Annotated in this window: 23 protein-coding genes; 5 read left to right on the top strand and 18 right to left on the bottom strand. The window is 57.2% G+C overall.

Features of this window, described 5'->3' with window-relative positions:
• Positions 1-14: 14 nt before the first annotated feature.
• The 3 genes from ACWORE_RS02405 to mqo all read right to left on the bottom strand — a co-directional run bounded on the left by ACWORE_RS02405 (position 15) and on the right by mqo (position 3,612).
• A complete protein-coding gene (locus ACWORE_RS02405; protein ID WP_406604691.1) occupies positions 15-863 on the bottom strand; it encodes a vWA domain-containing protein in 849 nt (282 codons plus the stop codon).
• The gene (locus ACWORE_RS02400; protein ID WP_296135861.1) at positions 796-1,968 is read right to left on the bottom strand and encodes an ATP-binding protein; all 1,173 of its coding nucleotides are present in this window, start codon (positions 1,966-1,968) and stop codon (positions 796-798) included. Before ACWORE_RS02400 ends, ACWORE_RS02405 begins: the two co-directional genes overlap by 68 nt.
• 138 nt (positions 1,969-2,106) lie before the next feature.
• Positions 2,107-3,612, bottom strand: coding sequence for a malate dehydrogenase (quinone) (gene mqo / locus ACWORE_RS02395; protein ID WP_455302601.1), 1,506 nt, complete (start codon positions 3,610-3,612; stop codon positions 2,107-2,109).
• Between the two features lie 402 nt (positions 3,613-4,014).
• On the opposite strand from mqo, the gene mtr reads away from it, so the two are divergent.
• Positions 4,015-5,556 (top strand): mycothione reductase, encoded by a 1,542-nt coding sequence (gene mtr, locus ACWORE_RS02390; protein WP_455302358.1) that lies wholly within the window; start codon positions 4,015-4,017, stop codon positions 5,554-5,556.
• A gap of 96 nt (positions 5,557-5,652) precedes the next feature.
• Positions 5,653-7,056 carry an MFS transporter gene (locus ACWORE_RS02385; RefSeq protein WP_296135864.1) on the top strand — a complete coding sequence of 468 codons (1,404 nt, stop codon included), beginning with the start codon at positions 5,653-5,655 and terminating at the stop codon, positions 7,054-7,056.
• Here ACWORE_RS02385 and ACWORE_RS02380 read toward each other — a convergent pair.
• From ACWORE_RS02380 to ACWORE_RS02365, 4 genes are all read right to left on the bottom strand, one after another.
• Entirely contained in the window at positions 7,053-8,723 is a 1,671-nt protein-coding gene (locus ACWORE_RS02380) for a cobyric acid synthase (RefSeq protein WP_455302357.1), read from the bottom strand. The genes ACWORE_RS02385 and ACWORE_RS02380 overlap by 4 nt on opposite strands.
• 33 nt (positions 8,724-8,756) lie before the next feature.
• Positions 8,757-9,698: a type I methionyl aminopeptidase gene (gene map, locus ACWORE_RS02375; protein ID WP_406604695.1), complete on the bottom strand. Its 942-nt coding sequence runs from the start codon at positions 9,696-9,698 to the stop codon at positions 8,757-8,759.
• A 114-nt stretch (positions 9,699-9,812) separates the two neighbouring features.
• A complete protein-coding gene (locus ACWORE_RS02370) occupies positions 9,813-11,690 on the bottom strand; it encodes a penicillin-binding transpeptidase domain-containing protein (protein ID WP_455302356.1) in 1,878 nt (625 codons plus the stop codon).
• Between the two features lie 66 nt (positions 11,691-11,756).
• Positions 11,757-13,043 carry a M50 family metallopeptidase gene (locus ACWORE_RS02365; RefSeq protein ID WP_455302355.1) on the bottom strand — a complete coding sequence of 429 codons (1,287 nt, stop codon included), beginning with the start codon at positions 13,041-13,043 and terminating at the stop codon, positions 11,757-11,759.
• 267 nt (positions 13,044-13,310) lie between these two features.
• On the opposite strand from ACWORE_RS02365, the gene ACWORE_RS02360 reads away from it, so the two are divergent.
• Positions 13,311-13,733 carry a DUF2631 domain-containing protein gene (locus ACWORE_RS02360; RefSeq protein WP_296135869.1) on the top strand — a complete coding sequence of 141 codons (423 nt, stop codon included), beginning with the start codon at positions 13,311-13,313 and terminating at the stop codon, positions 13,731-13,733.
• Between the two features lie 52 nt (positions 13,734-13,785).
• On the opposite strand, the gene rlmN is transcribed toward ACWORE_RS02360, so the two are convergent.
• Entirely contained in the window at positions 13,786-14,970 is a 1,185-nt protein-coding gene (gene rlmN, locus ACWORE_RS02355; protein ID WP_406604699.1) for a 23S rRNA (adenine(2503)-C(2))-methyltransferase RlmN, read from the bottom strand.
• 115 nt (positions 14,971-15,085) lie between these two features.
• Between rlmN and ACWORE_RS02350 the strand changes: the two genes are divergently transcribed.
• Positions 15,086-15,655 carry a LapA family protein gene (locus ACWORE_RS02350; RefSeq protein WP_406604700.1) on the top strand — a complete coding sequence of 190 codons (570 nt, stop codon included), beginning with the start codon at positions 15,086-15,088 and terminating at the stop codon, positions 15,653-15,655.
• A 20-nt stretch (positions 15,656-15,675) separates the two neighbouring features.
• Here ACWORE_RS02350 and ACWORE_RS02345 read toward each other — a convergent pair whose 3' ends face one another.
• The 5 genes from ACWORE_RS02345 to rpsB form a co-directional block, all read right to left on the bottom strand.
• Entirely contained in the window at positions 15,676-16,554 is an 879-nt protein-coding gene (locus ACWORE_RS02345) for a phosphatidate cytidylyltransferase (RefSeq protein ID WP_455302353.1), read from the bottom strand.
• Positions 16,555-16,587: 33 nt separating this feature from the next.
• Positions 16,588-17,145, bottom strand: a complete 558-nt coding sequence (frr, locus tag ACWORE_RS02340; RefSeq protein WP_012731798.1) for a ribosome recycling factor — start codon at positions 17,143-17,145, stop codon at positions 16,588-16,590.
• Between the two features lie 102 nt (positions 17,146-17,247).
• Positions 17,248-18,012 (bottom strand): UMP kinase, encoded by a 765-nt coding sequence (gene pyrH / locus ACWORE_RS02335; protein ID WP_012731799.1) that lies wholly within the window; start codon positions 18,010-18,012, stop codon positions 17,248-17,250.
• Positions 18,013-18,316: 304 nt separating this feature from the next.
• Positions 18,317-19,144, bottom strand: a complete 828-nt coding sequence (tsf, locus tag ACWORE_RS02330) for a translation elongation factor Ts (RefSeq protein ID WP_455302352.1) — start codon at positions 19,142-19,144, stop codon at positions 18,317-18,319.
• A 33-nt stretch (positions 19,145-19,177) separates the two neighbouring features.
• Positions 19,178-20,038: a 30S ribosomal protein S2 gene (gene rpsB / locus ACWORE_RS02325; protein WP_046202456.1), complete on the bottom strand. Its 861-nt coding sequence runs from the start codon at positions 20,036-20,038 to the stop codon at positions 19,178-19,180.
• A gap of 739 nt (positions 20,039-20,777) precedes the next feature.
• On the opposite strand from rpsB, the gene ACWORE_RS02320 reads away from it, so the two are divergent.
• Positions 20,778-21,404 (top strand): M23 family metallopeptidase, encoded by a 627-nt coding sequence (locus tag ACWORE_RS02320; RefSeq protein ID WP_455302351.1) that lies wholly within the window; start codon positions 20,778-20,780, stop codon positions 21,402-21,404.
• A 103-nt stretch (positions 21,405-21,507) separates the two neighbouring features.
• Here ACWORE_RS02320 and ACWORE_RS02315 read toward each other — a convergent pair whose 3' ends face one another.
• The 5 genes from ACWORE_RS02315 to ACWORE_RS02295 all read right to left on the bottom strand — a co-directional run bounded on the left by ACWORE_RS02315 (position 21,508) and on the right by ACWORE_RS02295 (position 26,585).
• A complete protein-coding gene (locus ACWORE_RS02315; protein ID WP_455302350.1) occupies positions 21,508-22,491 on the bottom strand; it encodes a tyrosine recombinase XerC in 984 nt (327 codons plus the stop codon).
• Between the two features lie 67 nt (positions 22,492-22,558).
• A complete protein-coding gene (dprA, locus tag ACWORE_RS02310; protein ID WP_455302349.1) occupies positions 22,559-23,866 on the bottom strand; it encodes a DNA-processing protein DprA in 1,308 nt (435 codons plus the stop codon).
• Entirely contained in the window at positions 23,856-25,529 is a 1,674-nt protein-coding gene (locus ACWORE_RS02305; RefSeq protein ID WP_455302599.1) for a YifB family Mg chelatase-like AAA ATPase, read from the bottom strand. The genes dprA and ACWORE_RS02305 overlap by 11 nt, the downstream gene beginning before the upstream one ends.
• Positions 25,529-25,996 carry a YraN family protein gene (locus ACWORE_RS02300; RefSeq protein ID WP_455302348.1) on the bottom strand — a complete coding sequence of 156 codons (468 nt, stop codon included), beginning with the start codon at positions 25,994-25,996 and terminating at the stop codon, positions 25,529-25,531. Before ACWORE_RS02300 ends, ACWORE_RS02305 begins: the two co-directional genes overlap by 1 nt.
• Before the next feature lie 283 nt (positions 25,997-26,279).
• A complete protein-coding gene (locus ACWORE_RS02295) occupies positions 26,280-26,585 on the bottom strand; it encodes a DUF2469 domain-containing protein (protein ID WP_012731807.1) in 306 nt (101 codons plus the stop codon).
• Between the last annotated feature and the right edge of the window lie 61 nt (positions 26,586-26,646).

Below are 26,646 nucleotides of genomic sequence, written 5' to 3'. Positions count from 1 at the left end.
TCTCAAGCAGCGTTTTAACTAAACGTCTTGATGATTCCACCTAGATTATCGGCCGACAGCTCATCTAACCGAACACACGGGGCATGAAGATAAGCCGCTAACCGCGATGCTAAACCTAATCGCACCCGGCCTTGGCGTTCACAATCGATGACGACACTCCCTGCGAGCCCTCGACGAGCGATACGACGAGCTGCTGCCTCAGCGGCGGCCAGACCACCTTTGCCATTGGCACGTCCGTCCGACAGACACATGAGGATGGCTCTGCGGCCAGGCTCGCGATAGTGTTCGCGAGTAATCAGCTCATAGGCTTTATCGAGCCCAGCGGCCAACGGCGTACGTCCACCGGTTTTGACGTCGGCTAAACGACGGGCAGCGATCATGATCGACCGCGTCGGCGGAAGAACGACTGTCGCTTCCGACCCGTGGATCGTGATCACGGCGACTTTGTCGCGGCGCTGGTAAGCGTCGGTCAGCATCGACATAATCGCCCCTGTCACAGCTGAGAGACGGTCACGTGCTGCCATCGACCCCGAGGCATCGACGAGGAACACGACGAGGTTTGCTTCCGATCCTCGACGAATACTTCCACGCACGTCATTCGATTCCAGAGGAACACGGTGAGTGTGACTGTCGACCCGCGCTCCACGGTCTGCCGCGGCGAGGACCGTCCCGACGACGTTGAAGCCGTGGCCGTCTCGTACTGCTCGGATAGTTGAGCCGTGCGCTGAGATGGCATGCGATCGCCTCCCCAGCGCAGTGGATTCGACCTGGCCTAGCTTCTGAAGTTGAACAAGCCTAGCGGCGAAAGGGCGCGCCCTGGGCGGCGCGGCCTCCTTCCTGCGGTGCCGGACCGCGGTTGTCATCGTTGTCCGCATCGGACTGGTTCTGCTGCGGTGTGGGCTGCTCAGCGCTTGGATCCGGTGTCTCAGCAGAGTCGACATCGTCGCTGGCGTCGTCGGCATCGTCGGTATCGATGTCACCATCACTATCCTCGGTGTTGTCCGGCGCGGAGTCGTCATCCGGTTCGTCGGGGACCTCGTCACGTGCGCGGTCCAACGCTTCGTCGAGCTCGTCGTCGCTGATATCAGGGGAATCGAAGGGGTCTCGACGGCGGTGCGGGAGCGCCAATTCGGCCGCGACTTTGATGTCCGAGTCTTTGATCGTTGTCCGGCCTTCCCAGGCAGCGTGGGCGGCGGCGGCACGGGCAATGACCAGGTCTGCGCGCATGCCATCGACATCAAAGGATGCACAGATGGATGCGATCCGCCCTAAGACGACGTCGGTGAGTTCTACTTCTGTCACACGTTCTTTAGCAGCGACGATGCGCGTCGCGATGTCTCTCTCGGCATCGGCCCACTGCTCGAGGAATTCCTCGGGGTTCTCATCGAAGGCCAAGCGCCGGCGCATTACTTCCGTCCGCGACTTAGTATCACGCGGCGCGGAAACGTCGACAGCCAGACCAAACCGGTCCAAGAGCTGCGGACGCAACTCCCCTTCTTCCGGGTTCATCGTGCCGACGAGGACGAAGTCGGTGTCCTCAGTGTGAGAGACCGCGTCGCGTTCGATGCTGATGTGGCCGGTTGCTGCAGCGTCAAGGATGATATCGACTAAATGGTCCGCCAGCAGGTTGATCTCATCGACGTACAGCACTCCCCCGTTGGCTTCACTGAGTAGGCCGGGCTGGTATTCAGCATGGCCGGTAGTCAGAACGCGCTCCACATCAATGGACCCCACCACACGGTCTTCCGTGGCGCCCAACGGGAGGTTAACGACCTTCGCCTTCGGGTCCGGAAGCATCCGGGAGAAAGCGCGGACTGTCGTCGTCTTCGCTGTGCCTTTTTCGCCTCGAACGACAACACCGCCGATGCGGGGAGAAATAGCGGTCAAGATCAGCGCTAATTTCAGCTGATCCTGCCCAACCACGGCACTGAAAGGGAAAAGCGAAACGCTGTGTGACGAAGGCAACATACTTCCTACTCTAGAGACTTCCTACCGTGAACGGTTTACCGCCACTGATAATAAACACCAGGATGCGACAAGTGAAAGACACGAGAAAACGGCCCGGAACCGAACAGTCACCGATTCCAGGCCGTGCTCAATAGCCGTTTAGGATTCCAGCTGCAACGCCTTCTGCGAACGATCCCACTGCTCGTGGAACAGATCGGTGTGACGCGACATCAACTTGCCGTAGGACGGCACCATTTCCTTGATCTTCGGTGCCCACTCGATCATCTTGCTGCCGAAGCACCGCTCCAGCAGTTCGATCATTGCCGACGGAGCGATCGAGGCTCCCGGAGATGCACCCATCAAACCGGCGATGGAACCGTCGTTGCTCGAGATCACCGCGGTTCCGAACTCCAAGGACCCGAACTTCGGCGCACCGATCGGCTTGATGACCTGAACACGCTGACCAGCGGTAACCAGCTCCCAATCCTCAGCACGAGCCGACGGCATGTACTCACGGAGCGATTCCACACGAGCGGTCTGGTTCTTCAGCACCTCTTCCACGAGGTAACGGGTGAGGCCGAATTCCTGAAGGCCGACGCCGACCAACGAAGCGATATTCCCTGGACGCAGCGACTTCGGCAGGTCCAAGAAGCTGCCCTTCTTGAGGAACTTCGGTGTCCAACCAGCGTAGGGGCCGAACAAAAGGCCACGTTTCCCGTCGATAATGCGGGTATCCAAGTGGGGTACCGACATCGGCGGAGCACCCACGGATGCCTTGCCATACACCTTCGCAGCGTGCTGCTTGATCAAGTCCTCGTTGGTGCAGCGCAACCAGGCGCCGGACACAGGGAAGCCACCGTAGCCCTTAATTTCCGGGATGCCGGCCTTCTCTAGGAGCGGCAGTGCCATTCCGCCCGCACCGACGAAGACGAAGTTTGTGGTAATGACCGACGTGTCCCCGGTGTGGAGGTTCTCCGAGGTTACCTTCCAGTGGCTGCCCTCGCGAGAGATGTTTTGGACCTCATTCCCGTACCGGATTTCGACGCCATTCTGGGTGACGTAGTCAATATATTGGCGAGTCAAGGCCCCAAAGTTAATATCTGTGCCCTCGTTGGTCCACGAAATCGCCACTGGTTCCGTGTAGTCACGGCCACGCGCCATCAGGGGCAGTTTCTCAGCGAACTTTTCGTTGTCATCCGTGAAATGCATCCCCGGGAACAAGGGGTGCTTGCTGAGAACATCAAAACGCTTACGGAGGAAACGGACCTGCTCACCGCTGTGCCCGAACGACATGTGGGGGCACTTGTTAACGAACTCACGCGGATTGCCTAGCTTATTTTCCTCAATGAGGTAGCTCCAGAATTGGCGAGAGATCTGGAACTTCTCGTTCACACTCACCGCTTTTGTAATGTCAATGTCGCCATTGACTTCCTGCGTGTAGTTCAGCTCACACAGCGCCGAGTGGCCAGTGCCCGCATTATTCCATGGTGACGACGACTCCCCCGCCGGAATATCAAGACGCTCCAGGATCACCTGATCCCAATCCGGTTGAAGCTCTTTGAGCAAAGTACTTAGCGTAGAGCTGATAATTCCGGCACCGATGAGCACGACGTCGGTATCGGTTCCTTTTCCTACGCGATCAGTGGATTCTGACACGATTTTCATCATCCTTCGAAGCGCCGCGAATCAACGCGACGCCGGTAAGAGAAGCGAGTTGTTATTCGTTCTGGTCTGTCATATTGCGCAAATCGGCCCGCGGCCAATTGCTATGGTGACCCGTCACGGTCAAGAACCATGAATCGTGGGTCGATCCCAACGCGAAACCATCCCACCGTTTGAGAGTACCCGGCGCGGAGGACAGGCACGGCATAACCGTCGTGAAAAGCCCAACATAATGACCATTTACATGCCATCAGCACCCTTAAACGGGGTAAGCCCAAAGCTACCGTTAATGAGGCCGCGTGGGAACAGGACTCGCCTCTGTGGTGTTAGTCGAAATGTAGACTCGCGTACGCATGATAAAGCGACGGCATCATTCGCATGTCATCGATATAGAAAGGACGTTCAATGGCTGCAACCTCGACGGCTGAGCGCAATAATCCTGTCATTCCTCAACCCGTTCACAATGGGCCCGAAGCACCGACGCGGCACTATGACCTCATGATTATCGGGACGGGGTCCGGCAATATGATCCCGGGGCCTGAGTTCGGTGATAAGCGGATCGCCATCGTCGAAAAGGGAACGTTTGGGGGGACGTGCCTGAATGTCGGCTGTATTCCCACCAAGATGTATGTGTATGCGGCCGATATTGCGGAGGCTGCGCGGGAATCGGAACGGTACGGGGTGCATGCCCACGTTGACGGGGTTGATTGGCCCGCTATCGTGCGTCGTGTTTTTGAGCGTCGTATCGACCCTATTGCCCGCGGTGGCGAAGAATACCGCCGTGGTGATGAGAATCCGACTGTGGATGTCTACGACCAGTTCGCTCGTTTTATCGGACCCCGGACTCTGGCCACCGGCCAAGGTGATCAGCCTGTCACGATCACAGCGGACCGCATTATCGTGGCGGCGGGTTCGCGGCCATTTATTCCGTCCGTGATTACGGAGTCAGATGTGCCCTATCACACGAACGAAGATATCCTCCGGATTCCCGATCTCCCCTCATCAATGATCATTCTCGGCGGTGGGGTTATCGCCGCCGAATTTGCTCACGTCTTCAGCGCGCTCGGGGTGGACGTGACCGTCATTAACCGGTCGCCTCATTTGCTCAAGCGGTTCGAGGCGGACCTTTCAGAGCGTTTCACTGAGATCGCGTCCGAGCGCTGGACAACATATCTTGGCCGCACCGTCACCAAGGCGGAAAGAAAGACAGAAAACACCGAGGGAGTCACCCTTACTCTTGACGACGGAACCACAGTCAGCGCCGAGACGCTTCTCGTCGCCATGGGACGAACCCCCAATGGCGACCTCCTCAACGTCACTGTGGCCGGTATAGACCTTGATGATGGCGGGCGAATCGTCGTCAATAAGTACGGCGAAACGACTGCTCCCGGAGTGTGGGCGCTTGGGGATGTGTCGTCGCCATACCAGCTGAAGCACGTGGCCAATCACGAGGCGAAGGTCGTCAAACACAATGTCTTGCTTGATATGGGGCTCTTGGAAAGCCCTGACGAAGCACGAGCCGGCATGGGAGAGATAGCCACAAGAGGCTCCGATGCTGGTAAACAGGCCTTCCACCACACGTTTGTTCCTGCAGGAGTGTTTACCCACCCGCAAATCGCGACCGTCGGTATGACGGAGGAGGAAGCGCGGGACTGGGCGGACAACAATGGCACGACTGTGGCCGTGAAGACGCAGAATTATGGCGATGTGGCCTATGGCTGGGCGATGGAAGATACCACCGGGTTTGTGAAACTCATTGCTGATACGACGAGCAAACAGTTGCTGGGTGCCCACATCATCGGGCCACAAGCCACGACGTTGATCCATCAATTCATCACCATGATGGAGCAGAAACTGACCGTCCCTGAGGTGGCCGAGGGACAGTACTGGATCCACCCGGCATTGTCGGAGGTCAATGAAAATGCTCTCCTTGGGCTGGGGTTGTAGTCCCACCGTGGGGCGAGTGGCCCTACCCACTCATCGTCGTATATAAACAGGTGGTCAATTAGCGAAAGAAGAAGTGACGAGGAAACTGCTCAATCTATGGCTGGAAATAGGTTTGCTCTCAAGGGGTCGACGTCCGACGCCCAGGAAGGCCTACTCTCATCACAATACCGTGCTCTCACGATCGGGTTGATAACGCTCATTACCATTGCTGCGTTTGACCAGACGGCAGTCATGTCCGTCATGCCCACCATCACCGCAAGCCTGGGAGCACCAGGGGGAACCGCATATACACTGACGTTCACCGCGGCGACGGCAGCGTCCATTTTCGCCATGGTAGCTGGCGGAATGCTCGCCGACTCCCGGGGAGCGATGAGAACATTGCGAGGCTCCGGCCTCTTGTTTGTGGCAGGCCTGGTACTCGCTGTTGTCACCCCGACGATGCCGATCTTCCTCGTCGCGCGCGTGTTCCAGGGGCTCGGCGGAGGCGCCATCGTGGTGGCCATCTATGCGATTATCGCCGTCATCTATCCCTCCCAGCTGCAGACGAAAATGTTCGCAGCCTTGGCCGGTGCGTGGGTGATCCCCACACTCATTGGACCTGGGGTTGCGGGGATTATTACTGAGAGTCTCAGCTGGCATTGGCTTTTCGGCATCTCAGCTGCGGCGTCGATCATTGTGTTCCCTCTCCTCCCCCGCACGACGACGCCATTAACGCGTGAGACGGATCATCGCAACGCAACGAAGATGCTCATCGCGGCGCTCGTTATCGCGATAGCGTCCTACCCACTCTCGATTTCCGGTGATTTCGCGACGTGGGGTGTTCTGATCTTCTTCCTCGCCACAGGCGTGACCGCCGTCGCGATTCGCCCGCTGGTACCCGTCGGCACTTTCCGCGCTGCGGGTGATGTTCCGTCGATGGTTCTTTTGAGATTCCTTTTCGACGCTTTCTTCGGGCTCGAGGCGCTCATCCCTCTGCTTTTGGCACGTCGTGATGGGTTGCCACCAACGCTGACTGGGCTCGCGCTGACGGGAACGGGTATTACCTGGTTTATCGGATCGCAAGTGCAGTCGAGCGCCAAACCGCGGTCACTCCCGGTGACGTTGTGGATCTCTGCTGCGATCTTGGGGATCAGCGCCGCTGGTGTCGGTATAAGCAGCGCATCCGGGGCGCATTGGGCGTGGATAACAGCGTTTTGGACATTGACCGGATTTGGCGTGGGATACAGCTACCCCCGGATTAACACGGCAGCGATGAGCTTGTCCCCAGCTGATAAGGCCGGTTTTATGGGATCTGCGCTGCAGGTAGCAGGCATGACAGGGATGACGATGTCGGTCGCGGCCGCGACTCTTCTTCACACTCTCGTGCCTTTGTCGACAGGCGGATCCTTCGGCGTGGTGTACATGGTCGCCGTTCTGTCACCTATATTCATCGCACTCATTGGGCGCAGATGTGGACATATTGACGACGCAGCACGGAATAGCGTCAGCAACGCCGGCTAGTCTGTCACGATTCCCAATCGTTCGGGCCAGTCGTCGCCCAGTGCTGCGTCCACTGCGTCGGCTAACCGGTCGACCTGTTCAGCGCGAGCGTCATGGAAACTGACGTGTCCGGGGACGAATCCAGATAAGCCGCATGTCTGGGCAACATCGTGGAGGAACTGTTGTCGGAAAGAATCGACTTCGAGTTGTCCGTGCCGGTGTGTACCCCACACAGCTTTGTCATGTGCTCCTTCGTAGCGTGCTGCACTGCCGACATGGTTGCCTGAAACTACGTGTTCGTCTGGGCCCACGTGATCGCCAGAACTCTCGTCACCTGGAAGTGGCCCGATCCACCCTGGGCAATTTTGACGGACAACTCGACCGTGGTGGATCTCAAAGGCTGTACCGTGATTGGCCAGCGTTTTTTCTGGGAAAAACTCGATATCGATGTCCAAGAAATCCAAGCCGGCGACGGGTTCAGAATGGCCAGACTCGACGGGGTCCGTAATCGAGTGGCAGAGCATCTGGAATCCGCCGCATATTCCTAAAATCGGCCGGCCAGCACGGTAGCGTTCCTGAAGCTGAGGGCTAGCTGTTTTCTTCAGCCACTCTAAGTCGTGGATCGTGGACTTCGACCCCGGAACGACCACTAAATCCGCCGAGGCAATAGCCGCCGGCGAGGTAGTCCATTCCACATCAACGCCAGGCTCGCACGATAGAGCCTCGATATCAGTGCTATTAGACACCCGAGGCAGGCGAACAGCGGCTACCCGTATGGTGTCGGTCCCGATGGGCGGACGACCGGGGCCCACTCGCCCACTGGCACCCGAGAGCGAATCTTCAGCGTCTATCCAGAGACCGCCGACGAAGGGGATGACGCCGAGCGTCGGAACACCGGTTCGGCGTGTGACCTCGTCTAACCCCGACTGAAGGATGCCGACGTCACCGCGGAATTTGTTGACAATGAAACCTTGAAATCGTTCGCGGTCACTGGGATCGAGAATGAAGTACGTGCCAAAAAAGTGCGCGAGCACACCGCCGCGGTCTATATCGCCGACAAGGACGACGGGAAGATCCGCAGCTTCTGCCAGCCCCATGTTCGCGATGTCGGTGTGCCGGAGGTTAATTTCTGCTGGTGAACCCGCCCCTTCACAGATGACCACATCGTATTCGCGGCGGAGCGACTCCAACGCTTGAGCGCTGACCTCACGCAAGTGTGTGCGGTGTTCGATGTATTCCCGTGCGCCGACGGTGCCGGTTGCGACTCCGCGGAGGACTAGTTGGCTTCGACGGTCTGCCTCTGGTTTCAGCAGGACCGGGTTCATGTCGACGCTGGGAGTCACCCCTGCCGCGAAAGCTTGCAATGCCTGGGCTCGTCCGATTTCCCCAGCGACGAGACGTCGGCCATTCTCGTGATGAGAAGCTGGATACGAGGCCGCTTCCCCACTGTCCGAGTTGCCCGCACCTGCTGAATAATCAGTCGCCAACACGACGGCCGAATTGTTCGACATGTTCTGCGCTTTGAAAGGCGCGACACGATAGCCGCAACGTGCCAATGACCGGCACATTCCAGCAACGACGACCGATTTGCCAGCGTCTGACGTGCATCCGGTCACCAACAGTGCCGGGGCTAAAGAAGGCGAAGACTCAGCCTTGTCGTACCCGGCCTTTTCATAGTCAGCATTCATGGGTATTTAACTCGAACCACGCACGTTCGATTTTCACGCTTCGTCAATGGAGAAGTCTGGCTGTGTCAAAATCTCAACGCCGTCCTCAGTCACGACGAGGGTGTGCTCAAACTGGGCAGTCCAGTTTCCTGGTTGCGTCAGCTGGACGGTCCAATCATCATCCCACACGCGGTAATCGAGGTTCTCCGTTTGCGTGATCATGGGTTCGATGGTGAAGGTCATCCCCGGTTCCATAATGTCATCCGGCCATGAAGCGTCGTAATGCAAAATGACAAGTCCATTGTGGAATGTGGTTCCAATGCCGTGACCCGTGAAATCACGCACCACCCCGTACCCGAAACGGCGAGCATAGGACTCAATCACACGGCCAATCATGTTCACAGGCCGGCCCGGCTTACACGCTTTGATGGCCCGGTACATACTTTCTTCTGTGACTTTGACCAGCTTTTTATGCTCTTCAGAGACATTCCCAGCCAGGAACGTTGCATTGGTGTCACCATGGACCCCATTTTTGAATGCCGTGACATCGATATTCACAATGTCACCGTCCTGCACGACGGTGGTGTCCGGAATCCCATGGCACACGATCTCATTGAGGCTGATGCAACTAGCTTTGGGGTAGCCGCGGTAATGCAAGCAGGACGGATAGGCATCGTGCTCAATGAAGTAATCGTGAACGATCCGATCCAGCTCGTCCGTCGTCACTCCCGGTTGAACTGCTTCCCCCGCCTTCTGTAAGGCATTTGCCGCGATGACGCTCACTTCGCGCATCCGCTCAATATTTTCGGGAGTCTGAACGAGGGGTTCCCCAATCCCCTCTTGAGGCTCTTTGCCACTGTTAACGTATTCAGGACGCGGGATATGGGCCGGGACATGGCGGATAGGAGTGGCATGTCCGGGCTTGAGTGGCGCACGATCACCATCGTGACGCTGTGACTCCGACGTGTGAGATTTCTTTGCTGAACCGTTAATCATGACCACATGGTAGCGCGGTCCATTAACGACGCCGATGCGGGCGACCACTTGCGCTCAGTGAGGCCGACCGCGTGCGCTCGTCGTCGGCAGTTTAGGTGCGAGCCGGCCAGCGTTTTAGCCGTCGCCACCCAAGTTCTGGAAAAAGGACTGGGTGATGGCAACCGAGTGTTCCGACCCGCCACCCATGGGGATCAGAGTGGCGAAGGCCAGATCGCCCCGATAACCAGCGAACCACGCGTGTGCCCCGTCGGAGACTTCAGCTTCACCGGTCTTACCGAAAACATCGCCCTCACCTGCGATAGCACGAGCCGTACCCGACGTCACGACAGCTCGCATCATCCCGCGCAGTTTGTCGATGGTGGGGGGATCAATCGTCGGCACATTGGTGTTCTTGACCGTCGTCTTGTGGGATTCGATCAAGGTAGGAGTCGGAGTTTTCCCCGCTGCAGCGGTGGCAGCAACAAGAGCCATGCCGAACGGGCTTGCCAAGTCTTTACCCTGGCCGAAGCCACCTTCCACACGATCCACGAGCTCATCGGCCTGTGGCACTTGACCTGTCAGCGTGTCCAACCCGTCAATCTTGTAGTCTTGCCCGATGCCGAACTGCTGGGCAGTAGATTTCAGCTCCCCCGGCTTCAGCTTGCTGGACACGTCCGCGAAGGTGGTGTTGCACGATTGTGCAAACGCCTTCGTCAAGGAGACATTGCCCAAGCTGAAATCGTTGTAATTGTGCACAACGCGGCTTCCAATTTCCATGGTGCCCGGGCACGGCACGGTGGAATCGGGAGTGACCAACCCGTGCTGCATCCCCGCCGTTGCCGTCACCATCTTGAACGTCGATCCGGGTGGGAACAACCCCGTCAGCGCCAGATCACCTTTTTTATCGGCATTAGCCGTCTGAGCAACGGCCAGGACCTCACCCGTCGACGGGCGAATCACGACCATCATCGCTTCCGTATCCGCACGGGTATCCACCGCTTTTTGTGCAGCGTCCTGCACCTTCTTGCTCAAACTGATCTTCACCGACTGAGCAGGAGTCGGTTGCTGCTCTTCCAGGCTCTTAATGACAGCCCCATTGGGATTCACAGAGGCCACTTGCCACCCATTTTTCCCATCGAGTTCGTCATTCACTATCGACGACACCCTGCTCAGAATGTCAGGCGCGAAGTTCGGGTCGGGGCGAACCAGAGCCGGTTCCTCGTTGAGAGTGACTCCATCGACCCGTTTGAGTGCATCAACGACGTCGTGCGCACGTGAAGGCACCATCGCGACGGAGTAATCGCCGTTGACGTTTTTCACAGACTGATGGACGTCGGAGGGGTCAATCGTCGGAACCCCTGCGTCCGATGCGTGGCCGTCGTTGAGGATGGACGCGACGTGGTTGATCGTCGCCGAGTCATGCTTAGTGAGAAGCACGCGGAATTGGGTTCCCGGTTCAAGCAGGACCTGGCCATCCGACCCAATAACGGGTGCGCGATCCGCCTGGAGCGCCCGAAGCTCTAAATGCTGGTCGGAACCCAGATCAGGGTGAATGACTGCTGGCTTCCACCGCACTTTCCACGCCTGATTCGTCTTAGCGAACGTGGCCTTGGCGTCGTATGACAGTGAACGATCTTTCGGCAAGGTCCAGTCGTAATGGTAGGTGGCTACGGACACATCACCGGACGAGGAAAAATCTTTCAGGCTGACTTTAAGGTCCTGCGCCTGCAGTCCCTTCCAGGAGTCCGTGATGCTTGCCTCTGCCGCCGACTTATTGTCCGTTGCATCGGCCGCTTTATCGGCGTGGTCAATCGGCTCATCGTCATTGGCATCACCGTCTTTATCTTGTGACGACGCCATCGCGCTGAGCTGCTTGGCGAAATCAGTTGCCGCTTCGCGCGCTCCAGCCGGTTTCGGTGTACACGCGCTCAACGTCGCCAAAACGGTGACCGAAGCCACTGCTAGGATCTTCTTTCCGCCATGACCGTACCGGCGAAGCCTCACGCGCTGCATGGTACGAAACCTAGCAGCGTTCAGCGTTCTCTAGGCTCCGACCCGCCGACGTTCCTCCGCCGGGTCTTAGCCGAAGAGTCTGATGGGGTTCACAACGTCCGCCACAATGACCAACGCACCAAAACCGAATAAGAGGACAAAGACGGCAACAGTCAGCGGCATCAACTTGGTGTAATCAGCGGGCCCAAGTGGCGCTAAGCCACGGAGCCGCCGCACCATGTCGCGGAGCTTCTCCCAGATCGTGACGGCCACGTGCCCACCATCGAGCGGGGGCAAGGGAACGAGGTTAAACAATGCGAGGAAAAAGTTCAGGCTAGCCAGGAGGAGGAAAAAGGACGACCACTGATCGTGTTTGACCAAGTCTCCACCGGCCACCGAGGCTCCGACGACGCTCATGGGCGAGCTCTCACTGCGCTCACCACCGCCGATCGACCGGACAACTCCCGGAACAGATGCCGGCAGTTTCGCCAAACCAACAACCGATTGGCCGATCATGTAACCGGAATAGTGCAAGGAGCCCGGGATAGCGGATAGCGCGTTGTAGTGTGAATACATGTTGGTGGGGCGCTCCCAGGTCATCCCGATAGCGCCAACAGTCACCGTCTTGCCCTGCGTGGTCTCCCGCTGGACACGCTGGATAGTGACATCAACCGTTAGCTTTTCACCGTTTCGCTCGACAACGACGGGGACGGTGGGGTCATGGGCGTCATCCGCGTGGTCACGTCCGATCTTTTGGACAACATCACCCATCGTCGTGAAGTCCGGGGTGTCGTGACCATCAACCTTGACGATCGTATCGCCCTGGCGGATTCCGGCCTCCCCGGCGGGCCCGGGACCGCTACAGTCAGGCGTCGACGGATCCTGGGACGAACTATTCGCGGAAGCTGATTGTGGAACACACTGCGTAGAACCAACTTTTGCCGACAAATCGACGTTCGGATTGGGAAGCCCCCACGCGACAGCCACGAAATACATCACGACGATGCCGATCAACAGGTTCATCATGATGCCCCCCAGCAACACGATAAGGCGCTGCCACACGGGCCGCTTGACCATGGAAAATGGCTCGTCTTCTGCGGCGACCTCATCGATCGCTGTCATACCGGCGATATCGCAAAATCCACCAAAGGGAACAGCTTTAAGGCCATATTCCGTCATGAGGGGACGCCCAGCCGCTGCCGACGTTTTCTTCTCCCTCCGTCGGAAAGAGAAGAGCGTCGGGCCAAAACCAATAAAGTAACGACGCACGCGCATCCCGCAGGCGCGTGCAGAAACCATGTGGCCACATTCATGCAGCGCGATGGTCAGAACGATCCCCAAGGCGAATAAAACAAGCCCCACGATGAAACTCATGAGGGCCAACCCTACCGCGTTCCACGAGAGAACGCTGCTGCGTGCAGACCACGCCCGCTTTTCACGGAATCACCACCAACAGGGTGTATTGGGCATGGTCGACGCGCTGCCTCACTATGGCTGAGAATTCATTTGGGGTAATGTAAACGACAGCAGTGTGACTGAAACGTCGACAATAAATACCCCACTGGTCCCGCGGAATCGCGCCGGACAGATACACCAGACGTGGATCGTCACTGTTCCGGCAGAGATAGAGGAGAGGTTCTCGTGTCTGAGACGAATGAAAAAGTGTACGACGGCGTATCAACCAAGGACGAGCCATCCGCCTACTGGGGTTGGCATGATCTAGGCCGGCGTCCGGTTATTATCTCCGGCGTCGTTGGTGGCCTTTTCCTCTTGTTCATGCTTATTGGTAACCACAAGGGCCACGTTGAAGATATTTTCCTCATCGCGACGGCTGCTCTGTGCTTCATCGGGGCATTGCTGATCGCTCTGCGTCCTAAGCTGAACCAGGTTCGGACCGTGACCGCTCGCAATAAGCCGACGGATTATGTTGAGCGCGACTGGGCTGCTGACCAGCTCAATCTCCGCGGAGCATATGCTGATCTCTCCGACTCGCAGTTGCGTTCATTCAACATTGATCCGGCGACGGTGAAGGTGAAGGGTCAGCGCGCTGTCCAGGGGAACTAACTGATACGAGATTAGTTGCTGGGTCTTTTGTCCCCCGGCCTCTGGCCCAGCTTTACGCGGTCTTTTCTTCCGCAGCTAGCTGACCGCAGGCTGCGGCAATTTCTTGTCCGCGGGTATCACGAACGGTGCACTCTACACCTTGTGCTTTCACCCGGCGGACAAATTTCTCTTGTTGCTGCTTCGTTGACGCATCCCAAATAGACCCCGGCGTCGGGTTCAACGGAATCACATTCACGTGAACCTTGGAGTGAAGCGCCTTTTTCAGCTTCTTACCTAAGAGGTCCGCACGCCACCCTTGGTCATTGACGTCACGGATGAGCGCGTACTCGATAGAAACACGACGCCCAGACCGATCCGCATAATACGCAGCGGCATCCAAGACCTCCTCCACGGACCATCTATTGTTCACAGGGACGAGGCTATCGCGGAGCTCATCATCAGGCGTGTGCAGCGATACCGCCAGCGTGACAGACAGGCCTTCGTCGGCAAACCGCCGTATTGCTGGAGCAAGTCCTACCGACGACACCGTCACGTTGCGCTGAGACAAACCGAATCCGCGTGGCGACGGATCCGTAATCTGCCGAACAGCGCTGACGACGCGCTTGTAGTTCGCCAGCGGCTCGCCCATTCCCATAAAGACGACGTTAGACAGGCGGCCTTTGCCACCAGCAACGTCACCCCTGCTCATCGCGGCTGCGGCGGCGCGGACTTGGTCCACGATCTCCCCCGTCGACAGGTTACGATGCAAACCGCCTTGGCCGGTTGCACAAAACGGGCAGGCCATGCCGCATCCTGCTTGGGACGAAATACACAAAGTGGCTCGGCCCGGGTAGCGCATCAAGACCGACTCGAGCAAGGTGCCATCGTGTAGTTTCCACAATGTCTTCCTGGTCATGCCGTGGTCACACGAGATATTGCGGACCTCAGTCATGAGCTCGGGGAAAAGAGCTTTCTGAACCGGCTCACGCGCGGCAACCGGTAAGTCCGTCATGGTCTCAGGGGATGCCTCAAATCGGCCGTAATAGTGGCGGGCCAATTGGTTCGCGCGAAATGCCGGCAGCCCCAAATCCTTCACTGCCTGCTTCTGCTCATCCACCGTCAGATCCGCAAAATGTGTTGGCGGTTTTCCGCGACGCGGAGCGGCGAACTTCAGCTGAGCTTTGTTATCAGCTCGATTGAGGGACTCGACGGGCTTAAGACCCAAGTCATTATGTGTTTCTGCATGTGTTTCCGTCATTACTTATATTCTGCCTACGATACGAGAGGATAATCCAATCACAGCCCAACGGTGAGTGCGACGGGATGTCAGCGAACCGACGTGCTGGTGGACGTTGAGGTATTGTTACGAAGCAATGAGTACATCACCAAAATCTAAGGACAACAAATCGACTCGGACCGATAATGCGATGGGTCGCCCACGCGTGGACGGAAAAAGTGACACCGAGGCACGCACACCGAGCGTCGTTAGACCAACCCCTGAAGGTGAGCGGAGGAAGGCCGAGCGCCAACAAAATGAAGAAGCTGCACAGAACCAAGATGCTCAGCAAGCTGAGCGGGCCACGGGTAGCTCCTCCCCTGCTGGTTCCTCCGATGATGAGCCGCGTACCGAGCGTCGTCGTGTGAATCGGGAGGGAACCGACACCAATGCTGGCCCGATGAAGAATAAGACTGACGTTCAGGGCTCCGTTGCCGGAAGCACGTGGGTGGCACTGAGTGTCGGAATTGCTCTGTTAGTGCTTCTTCTTATTTTCATTATCCAGAACATGGAATCTGTCACGTTGACAGTCTTTTTCTGGACGGTCTCGTTCCCTGCGGGCGTTGGGTTCCTCCTCGCTGCGATTATTGGAGCTGTCATTATGCTCTCAGTTGGGTCCGTTCGAATGCTTCAGTTACGTCGGCAGATCCACCAACAGAGAAAATAAGGCAATACGTCGCGGCCCGGTCACATTTGGAGAACAGTCGCGATGATCCATGTCATCGCCGCCGCCGGGAGCAGACTATCCAACCGGTCCATGAGCCCACCATGCTCGGGAAGAAACGTGCCCATATCTTTAATTCCCAGGTCTCGTTTGAATTGGGACTCAACGAGGTCCCCGAGCGTGGCGGCACAGGCAAGAAATAGGCCGACCACGATGCCTTCCCAGGGGGCTCGGTGAAGCAACAGCCAGGTGGTTATGACCCCAACTATGGCCGCAAATACGAGGGAGCCTGCGAATCCTTCCCACGATTTCTTCGGGCTGACGGCCGGTGCAAGTGGGTGCTTACCGAAAAATACGCCGGCCGTAAAACCACCCACATCGTTGGCAACAACACACAAGATGAACGTCGCAATGACGGCCCATCCCCGAAGACTTCCCTCGTTAAACAATGTGAGATGTGCGGCGGCCGTTCCGCATAGCGAAATCCATGTCAGAACAAAGACCGCCACTGACATGTCGCGAAGGTAATTCGTCGGTGCTTGGTGGGTTCCACGGTGAAATAGCCGGGTGATCATGATCGCGCCGACGGACACGATATAGCCCATCAGCATGCCTCTCGCCCCCCACGGCAAGGACAACCACAGCATCAGCTGCCCACCAGCCAGCATGGTCAGGACCGGGACGTCGTACTCATGCTCCTTGAGGCGACGGGACACCTCAAGGGTTGCTAGCGGAATGATGACAGCTAACAGCGGGTACCACGCGTGCGGAATAATGAGGCATCCGATAATTAAGGCCCCGAGTAGAACGCCAACAATGATGGCGACGGGGACGTTACGCCCCGCCTTGTTGCGTGGGCGCGGCAGAGAACTGCCGTCGGAACCGCGCTCACTTACCTTCATCAGCTATCCCCGAGCTTTCTGTTGTAAGCCACCCTAGACTTCCATTAATTCTTTTTCTTTAGCCTCAATGAGCTTGTCCACCTGGGACACGTACTCGTGGGTGGTCTTGTCCAGTTCCTTCTCCGCGGCCTGGACCTCATCTTCACCGGCTTCGCCGTCTTTTTGGATGCGCTTGAGCTCGTCCATTCCCTTCCGGCGGATGTTACGGATCGCGATGCGCGCGTCCTCCCCCTTGCTCTTAGCGAGCCGGACCATCTCTTTACGACGCTCCTCGGTCAGCTGCGGCACGGTGACGCGCAGAACTTGACCGTCGTTGGTCGGGTTGACGCCCAAGTCCGAATTGCGGATAGCGTTTTCGATGGCGTTCATGATGCTGGGCTCGTATGGCTTGATCAGCAGCATTCGTGGTTCCGGGACGCTGATTGTGGCCATCTGTGTAATCGGCGTCATCACCCCGTAATACTCGGCTTGAACTCCGTTAAACATCGACGGGTTCGCGCGGCCGGTGCGAATCGTCGTGAGGTCTTCACGAGCGTATTCCACCGACTGGGTCATACGTTCTTCGCTCTCTAGCAGTGTGTCATCAATCATGGTGTGTACCTCGCAGTGTGTTGTAATAAGCGCGACGCCATGGGCACGCGGGTTTCATGTCGTCACCTCATTGGCCATGTCGCCTAGCAAACTATGGCTGTATTAATCATTATCAGACGAACGAACCAGCGTGCCGATATTTTCGCCATTGACCGCCCTCGCAATATTTCCTTCAACGAGCAAATTGAAGACGAGGATCGGCATATTGTTATCCATGCACAGGCTGAAGGCCGTGGCGTCGGCCACCTTCAGTTTCTTGTCAAGGCATTCACGCGGAGTGACTTCCGTGTACATGGTGGCGTCAGGGTTTTTACGGGGATCGTCGTCGTACACTCCGTCGACGGCTTTCGCCATCAGCAGGACCTCACAACCGATCTCAAGCGCTCTCTGGGCCGCGGTGGTATCCGTCGAGAAGTAAGGCATTCCCATACCCGCACCGAAAATGACGACGCGACCTTTCTCAAGGTGCCGGGTGGCACGGAGCGGAAGATAGGGTTCCGCGACTTGCGCCATGTTGATCGCTGTCTGAACACGGGTCTCGACGCCCTGCTTTTCGAGGAAGTCCTGGAGGGCCAGGCAATTCATCACGGTGCCGAGCATGCCCATGTAGTCGGAACGCGATCGATCCATTCCCCGCTGGGACAACTGTGCTCCACGGAAGAAGTTGCCACCCCCGATGACCACACAAATTTCAACTCCGTTGCGGGCAACTTCGGCGATCTGACGAGCAACATTGTCGACGACGTCGGGGTCAACTCCGACTTTGCCGCCGCCGAACATTTCACCGCCCAGCTTCAGCATGACCCTCTTATATGGTGATCGATGAGGACCGTGAGCAGGTGAATTGGGGGCGTCATTCTGCGCCATTCTGGATGTCTCCTCATGAAGTTGAGTGTGCGACCCTACCTGAACCGACCAACGTGGACGCTGTCGTAGACAGCGAAGGGGCCAGTGGGTAACCCGTTCGGTTTTCCTCGTGACATCCTACCTGGCTCTCGGGACAAGAACACAACTTGACACCTGGAGGTAGTGGGAGGAGATAACGATCCGGCTACTCGCCCACTATTCGGGCATCATTTCTGCCGGCAGAAAGCAAAAAACCTCGGCCCCTCTTCCCCTTATAAGGAAAAGAAACCGAGGTAGTTTCGCTCACTAGGTGAGGCTCAGCAGATTACTGCTGGCCAACTTCGTAGAGACGGAAGCCGGTCAAGGTGACGCCAGCCTCATCCATCAACTGCTTAACAGTCTTCTTGTGATCAGCGACGGAGGGCTGCTCCAGAAGCACAACGTCCTTGAAGAAGCCGTTGAGACGGCCTTCGACGATCTTCGGAAGGGCCTTTTCGGGCTTGCCTTCCTCACGAGAGGTTGCCTCTGCAACGGAACGCTCTTTCTCGACGATGTCGGACGGAACGTCCTCGCGCTTCAGGTACTTTGCCTTCAACGCGGCAACCTGCATGGCAGCGTTGTGAGCTGCTTCTTTCGCTGCGTCGCCTTCACCTTCGTACGCGACCATCACGCCGACTGCCGGCGGGAGGTCTGCGGAACGGTGGTGCAGGTACACAGCGACGTTGTCGCCGTCGATGGTGGTAGCGCGACGAAGAGCCAGCTTCTCACCGATCTTGGCCGAGAAAGCCTGCAGGGCTTCTTCTGCCGGGGTGCCGTCGACGTTGACAGCAGCCAGGTCCTCGGGCGAGTTAGCCTTGGCCTCATCAGCGGCCTTCGCAACCTTGTCCGCGAATTCTTTGAACTCGGCGTTCTTAGCAACGAAGTCGGTCTCGGAGTTGACCTCGATCATGGTGTTGCCGGACACGGCGATGAGCCCTTCGGCAGCGGTGCGCTCTGCACGCTTACCGACGTCTTTCGCACCCTTGATGCGGAGGAATTCCACGGCTTTGTCGAAGTCGCCGTCAGCCTCCTCTAAAGCTTTCTTACAGGACATCATGCCGGCACCGGTGATCTCACGGAGCTTCTTGACATCAGCTGCAGTGTAATTCGCCATCAGCAATTCTCCTTCAGTATGTGAAAACGGCTCTTACTTTGACTCAGCTTCAGAGGATTCGGCTGCGGACTCATCACTGGAGGTCGCCGTCGTCTCAGATGCCGTGGAAGCAGCGTCGGAAGCCGCTTCTGCGCTCTCACCTTCGGAAGAAACAGGCGCATCGTTGTCACCGGCAGCAGCCTTGGCCTCAGCCTGGGCGCGCTCGGCACGAGCCTTCTTGCCGTCCTCAACGGCGGAGGCAATGACGCCAGTCAGCAGCGCAGCCGAACGGATAGCGTCGTCGTTACCCGGAATCGGGTAGTCAACGACGTCGGGATCGCAGTTCGTGTCCAGAATGGCCACGACAGGGATGTTCAGCTTTTGAGCCTCGGAGACAGCGATGTGTTCCTTGTTGGTGTCGACGATCCAGATCGCAGACGGAACCTTGTTCATGTCGGAGATACCGCCAAGAACGCGCTCGAGCTTCTGACGCTCGCGGGTCAGCATCAAGACTTCCTTCTTGGTGCGACCTTCGTAGCCGTTCTCCGCTGCGTCCATGGCCTGAAGTTCCTTCAGACGACCCAGGCGCTTGTGGACGGTTTGGAAGTTGGTGAGCATGCCGCCCAACCAGCGGTGGTTGACGTATGGCATACCAACGCGCTCGGCCTCGGTTGCAACTGCTTCCTGGGCCTGCTTCTTGGTACCGACGAAGAGGATGTTGCCGCCATGGGCAACGGTCTCTTTAACGAACTCGTAGGCAGAATCGATGTAGGTCAGTGTCTGCTGAAGATCAATGATGTAGATGCCGTTGCGTTCCGTGATGATGTAGCGCTTCATCTTCGGATTCCAACGACGGGTCTGGTGGCCAAAGTGGACACCGGCGTCAAGGAGCTGACGCATGGTTACAACAGCCATATATTTCTTGGGAAGCACATCGGGGACGCTTAGGTGCTCGTTGTGCCAGGTGGTATGTACCGGCTCCCGGCGCGGAACACAGCGGTCCGGCTTCCCTCCTCGCTTTCTGCTCGGACGTAGTGGTTTTTCCTACATGTCAGCTTGACCAGCTGACGTGGTTGTGTGGGTTTCCTCCACACCCTGGTGCCATCGGGTTCGAATACTCGCGAATCACAACAATGCCAGAAAGCAGGAAAACTGCTTCCCTACCGGCAATACCGCGATTCCCGAGACCACATTCTCTCCCTCACCCTTCGTTTTTAACGCGGAACAAGTCCTTGGCTTTCGCCGACGTAACTGCTGCCACGTAGACAAAAAATAAGGCTTTAACGGCTTTAACGCGTTAAAGAAGTGGGCGTGATGGTCACGCGAAGTCAATGGTCATACGGCGAAACCACGTCGAGGCGTCAACGGTTTCATGCGGCTGTGAGACTCTAAGCTCACCGCGACGCTCTCCGTTGTTAGCTCTACGCGGCCCACGTAGGCACATTGCAACGGCTAATTGTACTGCTTAGAACGCTTTTCCCCAAGTCCTAAAAAACGACGCACTCTGGCGCAACTCGAATGAGACTCCAGCGGGAACAGTTGAAGCGTCGCTCCCCGATTCGATTAATCCACAGGCCTCCAGTTATCCACAGAATGAGGGGTGACGAGCCCTCGATCACACCCCGATTTTCATGAATGAGCGGACTCTTATGTCATGGCTTTGTCAACACCACTTGTTTCCAAGATTCGTACACGCAGTTCGCTGACCGTGTTGTTCACGGCGGTGACCATCATGTGGGTCATGGCGCTCAGTCTTTGTCCTGCTCATAGTCCTGTTTTGATGGCATCAGCGAGCACGCGCAACACGGCCGTAGCTCATGCGGAGGGTACTACCGACGAGGCATCGCTCAAGCACACCCCGCTCACAGCGCACCACCATATCCACCGACATCGACTGCCAGTGGCATCTAAGGTGATCGTTCTCTTCAAAGCTCCGCCGGAACCCTGGTTGTCCGGACATCGCGGTGTTGATCTTGAAGCCACTCCTGGCACACCTATTCGAGCGTCTATGTCGGGGACCATTGCATTCGCTGGGCAGGTTGGTGGCCGGCCGGTGGTATCGATCCAGCACGCGGACGGTATCCGGACCACGTATGACCCTGTAATTTCTCGACGCTCCCGTGGCGACGTTGTCCGCAGGGGTGACATTATTGGTGTCCTTGCCAACGAGAATGAAGCGACTCACGGCCCAGGACTTGGGTGGGGAGCAAAAATCGGCGAGAGTTACATCGACCCCCTGACGCTTCTGGGCCGATCAGAAGTGAGGTTGAAGCCTCAATGAGCGGAACCAGCACTAGAACCAGTTCCGACGCGACCTGCGCTGTGAAATCAACGTTCGGTCAAGCAATGCTCGGCCACGCGACGGCCGGCCTGGCAACGTTGAATTACGCCCGCGGGTGCGCTTGGTTAAACACCGCTTTCAAGCGCTCAGAATCAACATGCGTGTAAATCTGGGTTGTTGCTAGCGATGCGTGTCCCAGCATTTCTTGGACAACCCGGAGATCCGCTCCCCCTTCAAGAACATCAGTGGCCGCGCTGTGCCTGAGAGCGTGTGGAGAAACATCCCCGCCCAATATGGTCGAGGTCGCTTGATGAACAACCGTTCTGACTTGGCGCGGGTCAATTCGACCGCCCCGTTTCCCTAGGAAAACAGCCTGATCGGCGTCGTTATGGTGCCCGTGCGCAGCGACCGTGGGGCGTCCAGTATCCATCCACCGCTTCAGTGCTCGCGCAGCAGACTCACCGAAGGGAACAACACGTTGTTTATTGCCTTTTCCCAGAATAGTGACCGTCTGTCTCGCGAAATCTAGGTCCCCAATGTTGAGCCGACACAGTTCGGATACTCGCACGCCAGTGCCATACATGAACTCGACCATGGCGAGGTCGCGGAGAGCAATGGGGTCCTCTTCTTCCGCACCAACTTCCAAGTTGTGGAGTATTTGTGCCGTTTGATCAGCAGATAAGACACGTGGAAGCGTTTTATCCGGCTGTGGCGACGACAAACGGGATGCTGGATCGCTCCGCACAATTCCTCGGTGGTCAAGCCATCGACCAAAATTCCTCGCTGCGGAGGCGCGACGCGAGAGACTCGATCGCGCATGCCCGGCGCGCAAAGCATCTGCCTGCCAGCGTCGAATGTGGTGCAGGGTGAGCTGATCAACCGTCGTTAGCCCGTCGACAAGCGAGTGAAGATCGTTGCGATAAGCCTTGACCGTGTTCTCACTGCGGCCCTTGGTAAACGTGAGGAAGTCTAGATAGTCCTCGATAATGCCGTCCCACTGCGCCGATACGGCCGGTTCGTTATCCGACGCAGCATCATTCCGGTCTTTACTGGAACCAGCATCGGGTGAATTCGGTGTTCCGGCCATATATATCGAGTATAGGTGCCGAGACACGATCCCACCAAGGACCTGGAATCAGACCGAATACGCGCGATCACACCGAGGAGGCAGCAGTGTCACGTTGCCAGAGATTTCCGGTCCGGCTAATTAGTCCCTTGTCTCTGAGTTCACACAAGATCGTCATGGTCTGAATCAAGGGAAGACCGGACGACGCGGCGATGGCGGCTGCGTCAGATCTCTTACCGCTTACTGCATCAAACACGCGTAATGACGGTCGATCAAGCCGCTGGACGTCCGTCGCGGGATAATCCATTTCCAGCTGGGCATCGCTATCCACTGTTCCCAAGGGGCTCAGTGATTCGATGAGGTCCGCCCCGCTTTCAACCAATTCGGCGCGACCTTCGCGAATGAGTCGGTGACAGCCATGGGATGATCGTGACGTCACTGCTCCGGGTACTGCGAACACCTGCTTGCCCATCGTCTCAGCCCAGCTCACGGTATTGAGCGCACCAGAGCGATAACCAGCCTCGATAACGACAACCCCTTGCCCCAAGGCCGCTGATAGGCGGTTCCTGGTCAAGAATCGATGCCGAGCCGGACGCGTGCCCGGCGGATACTCTGTGATCACCGCTCCATCACGAGCGATGTCGTTGAACTCAGTTCTATGGGCTGCGGGATAGGTGACGTCGATACCGTGGGCCACGATGGCAACAGTGGAATGACCGACACGGAGTGCTGCACGGTGCGCGCTGATGTCGATACCGAAGGCGCCTCCCGAGACCACTGTCCACCCGTGCGTAGCGCACTCAGCGCCGATATCTGCAGCGACCGCATTCCCGTACCTTGTGGCAGCACGTGTGCCAACAACAGTGATCGCTTTCTCCGTCAAGACCCGAGCATTCCCACCTTTCACCCATAACCCATGTGGCGGGATCGCATCATCGTGATGGGATTTCGCCCCATCTGCAATGCGGGAAACGTGAAAAGATTCTGCAAGTATTGGACCCGGCCACGCGTCGTCATCGGGTGTAACGAAACGCGCTCCGACGGAGGCTGCGGAATGAAGGTCTGCCAGCGGTTGGAACCATTCGCAGCGCGACTCAGTAGCACTCAACACCTTCGACGGAAGACTCGGATCACGACGAATAATTCGTACAGCAGCAGAAATCGGATCCGATTCCCCGCTTTCCCAAATCAGAGCCAAAAGATGCGCATTCGGCCCCTCCACAACACGATTGAGATAAGCCCACGCTTGATGCCGCGCCGTAAAATCTGGGGCGTCCTTAAAAATGGCCGAATGAACCAAAGAAGGCGCTGCCTTACTCGGCCCGCTTCCCTTAATCGCTCGCCCGTTCTCACAATCATCTGCCTGACCTGCGTGACAGGTACCGTTATCGCCCAATGTTGTCTACCCCCTCATGTAAAGACTGTGCTTCATCAAAATGGTCGAGCGTCACGTGAGAAAGCCCGACCACCGTGTCTATCCCCGACGAACCCACGTCACCAGTACCAGCCGACCCCGCCTCAAGATCCGCAATGGTGAACGCCACCCGACACAGACGGTCAACCCCTCGCTGGGTTACCGCATCTGTTCGTAATAAATAGTCGACATAGCTGGCCACGACCGGGACAGTGCTTAACCACTCGCGGATCCATTTTCCTGGAACGCGAGAGTTCGTGATCGGCCCCAAACCAGCGGACTCCCACCGTCGCCCGGCACGTAGGTGGGCCTGACATACTCGACGTCGTATCGATTTTGACGACTCACCACGACGTATCGACGACACCATGGATCCCTTCGGAGCCGTCGTCACAGCAAGATCAATTCTGTCTAAGAGTGGACCTGATAATCCAGACAAATATGTCGAGCGAACACGGCCTGTACACCGACACTCCTGAGGCGTCGCTGCACCGCAGGGACACGGGTTCGCTGCCATAATCAGCTGAAAACTCGATGGATAGACGACGGAAAAACGATTGCGCGAAATCCGCACATAGCCCTGCTCAAGTGGCGTTCGCAGAGCGTCGAGGACGCGAGCTTTCATCTCCCCCACCTCGTCGAGAAACAAGACACCGTGATGCGCCCGACTGATCGCGCCAGGCCGCGGACGCCCCGAACCCCCACCAATAAGGCCAGCGACCGAGATCGAATAATGCGGGTCCACAAAGGGAGGATGAGTGACCACGTCGGTCATCGTCTCCGACGACAACGAATGAATCGCCGTCACTTCAAGGCATTCTTGTTCACTTAATGGCGGGAGGATTGTGGGCATACGCGCGGCCAACATTGATTTCCCCGACCCAGGTGGGCCGATGAGAAGCATGTGGTGGCCACCGGCGGCCGCGATTTCGATACCGCGCCGGGCTAGTTCTTGACCGAAAACTTCCGACATGTCCAGCGTCTCGTCGTCGTGGCCGGTCGCAGACGATACGCGGTGATGCTCACACCGAATACATGCATGCTGCACAGCTTCTGAGATCAACGCCGATTGATCACTCGTCATCGGTTGTCCCGTACATACCCACGCCCATGTCGCACGCAATGAGGTCACAGCCCAAACCGAAATACCCGCAACCAAAGAGGCTTCCGCCGCGTTCGCCGCGGGAACAATGGCAGCCGTCATTCCCTGGTCACGCGCTGCGATAACAGCGGGAAGGACGCCGGCAACAGAACGGACATCACCGTTCAGCCCTAGTTCTCCGATAAAAGCCGTCGAGTCAAGCCGGGCTTCTATGTCCCGGTCACGTGTCTTCGAGCCACCCAATCCATTCGCAGACCTGCTGGCATTCGAGGCTAAAACCGCGATCACCAGAGCAAGGTCATAGCCAGATCCGTTCTTTGGTAACGAGGCAGGCGAGAGACTGACCACGATCTTCGTTTTTGGCCACTCGAGGCCGGAGTTTCTCGCCGCTGATCGGATGCGGTCGCGCGCCTCTGATACCGCTGTATCCCCCAAACCGACGACGTTCATTCCGGGTAGGCCCGGACCAGAATCCGCCTCAATGGAGATAGGAATTCCGGATACCCCTTGAAGGGCCACAGAGTAGGTCCGCCCGACGGTCATCACGCCACCTCTTCAAAGTGCTCGAGCGAACAACGCCATGGCATACCGTCGCTAGGGGGATGGACCGCAATGTCGATCAAATCGATACGAATGAACTGCGGATGGATGTCGGGGTGGGCGGTTAGCCATTGGCTCATTCCTCGCCGAAGAGTCTGCTGCTTCTTGCGCGTAATGGCCTCAACTCCTCCACCAAAAAACTGGGTTCGACGGGTTTTGACCTCGACGACGGCGCATACCGTCGATGAGTTGCCCACGCTGCTGTTCATCGTGGCGACGATGTCCAACTCGCCACCGCGAAAGCGCCAGTTCCTGTCGACGATGACGAACCCTTGGCGGACAAGCCATTCCGCTGCGCGATCTTCGCCCCACCGGCCTAAAAGCTGAGTGAAACAACTCCCTACAAACGCCGACACGTAATCGTCGTCAAGACAAAGCTGTGTCTGTGTACTACCGTCAGTCCCCACCACGACCCCCTACTACTGATGTCAGTCATATCCGTGTGGGCGATAGCTTCTCATAAAAATCCCCAGCGACGTAGGCATTCGGTGTGAACACCATGCGTCGCTGGGGATAACTTCCGGCCTGGGGATAACTAAGTAACAAGCACACTATGTAGAGCACACAACGTGCTACTACCCCTATGTGTGCTCTGAGCACGTGGGCACAAAAGCACTAAAAAGAACTCTAAAAAGGGGCTCGGAAAAAAGCGCTCTGAAGGCCCCCTCTCAATTCTCGCTAGTGTGAGTCGACCTAATCCGGAAGCTGGATATCAGGCTTATCTAGCTCCTCAATGTTGACATCTTTAAAGGTGATAACTCGCACGTACTTAACAAAACGAGCAGGCCGGTACATGTCCCACACCCAGGCATCCGACATCCGAACTTCAAAGTAGACTTCACCGTTCGAATTATTAGGTATGAGCTCCACCGCATTAGCTAAATAAAACCGACGTTCCGTTTCCACGACATACGAAAACTGGCTTACCACGTCGCGGTATTCGCGATACATGGATAATTCGACGTCGGCCTCGAAATTTTCAAGATCCTCAGCACTCACTGAAACTCAATCCTCCACAGCAGATCCGGATATACGACATAATGTACGTCAATTCAATAAA

This window comes from Corynebacterium sp. c7Ub_26, from assembly GCF_053760365.1.
Note: the sequence above shows the minus strand (reverse complement) of the source record. Positions and strands in the feature narration are given on the sequence as shown.

What these genes read in the sequence shown, in the direction of transcription:
- pyrH (WP_012731799.1), bottom strand. Translation starts at nt 18,012, where the DNA reads ATGGCGCAGAATGACGCCCCCAATTCACCTGCTCACGGTCCTCATCGA.
- rlmN (WP_406604699.1), bottom strand. Translation starts at nt 14,970, where the DNA reads ATGACGGAAACACATGCAGAAACACATAATGACTTGGGTCTTAAGCCC.
- ACWORE_RS02350 (WP_406604700.1), top strand. Translation starts at nt 15,086, where the DNA reads ATGAGTACATCACCAAAATCTAAGGACAACAAATCGACTCGGACCGAT.
- ACWORE_RS02400 (WP_296135861.1), bottom strand. Translation starts at nt 1,968, where the DNA reads ATGTTGCCTTCGTCACACAGCGTTTCGCTTTTCCCTTTCAGTGCCGTG.
- tsf (WP_455302352.1), bottom strand. Translation starts at nt 19,144, where the DNA reads ATGGCGAATTACACTGCAGCTGATGTCAAGAAGCTCCGTGAGATCACC.
- frr (WP_012731798.1), bottom strand. Translation starts at nt 17,145, where the DNA reads ATGATTGATGACACACTGCTAGAGAGCGAAGAACGTATGACCCAGTCG.
- mtr (WP_455302358.1), top strand. Translation starts at nt 4,015, where the DNA reads ATGGCTGCAACCTCGACGGCTGAGCGCAATAATCCTGTCATTCCTCAA.
- ACWORE_RS02405 (WP_406604691.1), bottom strand. Translation starts at nt 863, where the DNA reads ATGACAACCGCGGTCCGGCACCGCAGGAAGGAGGCCGCGCCGCCCAGG.
- ACWORE_RS02370 (WP_455302356.1), bottom strand. Translation starts at nt 11,690, where the DNA reads ATGCAGCGCGTGAGGCTTCGCCGGTACGGTCATGGCGGAAAGAAGATC.
- ACWORE_RS02305 (WP_455302599.1), bottom strand. Translation starts at nt 25,529, where the DNA reads ATGACCGTCGGGCGGACCTACTCTGTGGCCCTTCAAGGGGTATCCGGA.
- ACWORE_RS02345 (WP_455302353.1), bottom strand. Translation starts at nt 16,554, where the DNA reads ATGAAGGTAAGTGAGCGCGGTTCCGACGGCAGTTCTCTGCCGCGCCCA.
- ACWORE_RS02315 (WP_455302350.1), bottom strand. Translation starts at nt 22,491, where the DNA reads ATGGCCGGAACACCGAATTCACCCGATGCTGGTTCCAGTAAAGACCGG.
- ACWORE_RS02365 (WP_455302355.1), bottom strand. Translation starts at nt 13,043, where the DNA reads ATGAGTTTCATCGTGGGGCTTGTTTTATTCGCCTTGGGGATCGTTCTG.
- mqo (WP_455302601.1), bottom strand. Translation starts at nt 3,612, where the DNA reads ATGAAAATCGTGTCAGAATCCACTGATCGCGTAGGAAAAGGAACCGAT.
- rpsB (WP_046202456.1), bottom strand. Translation starts at nt 20,038, where the DNA reads ATGGCTGTTGTAACCATGCGTCAGCTCCTTGACGCCGGTGTCCACTTT.
- ACWORE_RS02320 (WP_455302351.1), top strand. Translation starts at nt 20,778, where the DNA reads ATGGCTTTGTCAACACCACTTGTTTCCAAGATTCGTACACGCAGTTCG.
- ACWORE_RS02380 (WP_455302357.1), bottom strand. Translation starts at nt 8,723, where the DNA reads ATGAATGCTGACTATGAAAAGGCCGGGTACGACAAGGCTGAGTCTTCG.
- ACWORE_RS02385 (WP_296135864.1), top strand. Translation starts at nt 5,653, where the DNA reads ATGGCTGGAAATAGGTTTGCTCTCAAGGGGTCGACGTCCGACGCCCAG.
- map (WP_406604695.1), bottom strand. Translation starts at nt 9,698, where the DNA reads ATGATTAACGGTTCAGCAAAGAAATCTCACACGTCGGAGTCACAGCGT.